Genomic DNA, 1,979 nt, shown 5'->3' with positions numbered 1-1,979 from the left:
GTCCATGTCTGCGCCGAGCATGACGGGCTTGTGGTCACGTAGCCAGCGCAGCACGATCCGCGCGCTATCCGCGCGGCTCGCCATGTCGGCGTCGAAGCGGGCGCGCTGCTTCTTTGCAATATCGTCGAGTAACGGGTTCGACATGGGCTGATAGAGCGACCCGCATCTTCTGTGCAGCGAATAGTTGAGCCAAATCGACGCAGCTTCGATCGCGACAAAGTGAAAACCGAGAAACAGTGTGGGCGGCAGGTCGGGATCGCGCAGATCGACGGCGCTTTCCACCTGGATCAGCTTGGCGAGCTTTTCCGCGGAACCGAACCATTGCACGCTGCGCTCCACATAGCTGCGGATTGCGTGACGGAAATGGCGCTGCGCCACTTCCTCGCGTCGTTCAGGCGTCCAGTCGGGAAAGCACAGCGCGAGGTTGATATGGACGATCCGCTTGCGCCGACTGGGGATCTGATAGAGCAGCCAGCCCAGGCCATCGCCGAAACGGGCCGTGATGCCGTAGGGAACGAGCGCGAGCAATTTCAGGAAATGCACCGCAAGCATGACGCCGATGCGACCTAGCATGTAACGCTCCAGAAGTCGCCGTCGTGGCAGGTTGTTCGAGCGGGCCGGAGGTCGCATCGGGCGTCGCGCAGAGAAAAGTACGTTTTATGTTGGGCGGACAACAAACCTTGGCTCTGTGACAAATGTACGGAGCCGCTATAATAAAACCTTCGCCGAGTTAATGGACAACTTGCGGGGCGAAGCCGGGCGGTGCTCATAGCGCTGACCGGACCATGATTTCCGCTAAAGCGTCGCCGCTTCAGACTCCCAAATGAGGCCGGCTACGTTAGAAGCTTAACCGTACTCAAAATGGAGTCTGAAGCGTGTCAAACGACTATTTCTTTACCTCTGAATCCGTCTCTGAAGGCCACCCCGACAAGGTTGCCGATCAGATTTCCGACGCCATCCTCGACGCCATCCTGGCTCAGGATAAATACTCGCGGGTCGCGGCTGAAACGCTGTGCAATACCGGCCTTGTCGTTCTCGCGGGCGAAATCACCACGCAAGCCAACGTCGATTACATCCAGGTTGCGCGCGACACCATCAAGCGTATCGGCTACGACAACACGGAATATGGCATCGATTACCGCGGTTGCGCCGTGCTCGTCGCCTATGACAAACAGTCGCGGGATATCGCGCAGGGCGTGGACGCTGCTCATGACGACAACCTCGATCAGGGCGCGGGCGACCAAGGCCTGATGTTCGGCTATGCCTGCGACGAAACGCCCGAACTGATGCCGTTGCCCATCCACTTGGCGCACCGTCTGGTCGAGCGCCAGGCGAACCTGCGTCGCGACGGTCGCCTGAACTGGCTGCGTCCGGACGCGAAGTCGCAAGTCACGGTTCGGTACGTCAATGGCCGAGCGCATGCGATCGATACCGTGGTGCTTTCCACACAACACGCACCGGACATCGAACTCAAGACCCTGCGTGAAGCGGTGATCGAAGAGATCATCAAGCCGGTGTTGCCGCCCGAGTTGATCAAGGGGGACATCAAGTTCCTGGTGAATCCGACCGGTCGTTTCGTGATTGGCGGTCCGCAAGGCGATTGCGGGTTGACGGGGCGCAAGATTATCGTCGATACCTACGGCGGCGCGGCACCCCACGGCGGTGGCGCGTTCTCGGGCAAGGATCCGTCGAAGGTCGACCGTTCGGCTGCGTACGCCGGCCGCTATGTCGCAAAGAATATCGTCGCGGCCGGGCTGGCTTCGCGTTGCCTGATTCAGGTGTCGTACGCCATCGGCGTTGCGCGCCCGACTTCGGTCATGGTCAACACGTTCGGCACGGGCCGCGTGTCGGATGAAAGGATCCAGGAGCTCGTGCTCGAGCATTTCGACCTGCGTCCGAAGGGCATTATCCAGATGCTCGACCTGCTGCGTCCGATCTACGAAAAGTCGGCGGCGTATGGTCACTTTGGCCGCGAAGAG

The 1,979-nt window shown here is 60.1% G+C and carries 1 protein-coding gene and 1 pseudogene; one reads left to right on the top strand and one right to left on the bottom strand.

Translation table 11 applies throughout. The features are described 5' to 3' along the window. A pseudogene (locus tag WCA53_RS19095) lies at window positions 1-573 on the bottom strand (lipid A biosynthesis lauroyl acyltransferase); the annotation flags it as partial. 302 nt (window positions 574-875) lie between these two features. Between WCA53_RS19095 and metK the strand changes: the two are divergent. Next, on the top strand, window positions 876-1,979 hold a 1,104-nt coding region (gene metK / locus WCA53_RS19090), incomplete at its 3' end, for a methionine adenosyltransferase (RefSeq protein ID WP_423914113.1).

The organism is Caballeronia sp., from assembly GCF_049581465.1.
In the GTDB taxonomy this organism is placed as follows: domain Bacteria; phylum Pseudomonadota; class Gammaproteobacteria; order Burkholderiales; family Burkholderiaceae; genus Caballeronia.
This window is presented reverse-complemented; position numbering and strand designations above follow the sequence as displayed.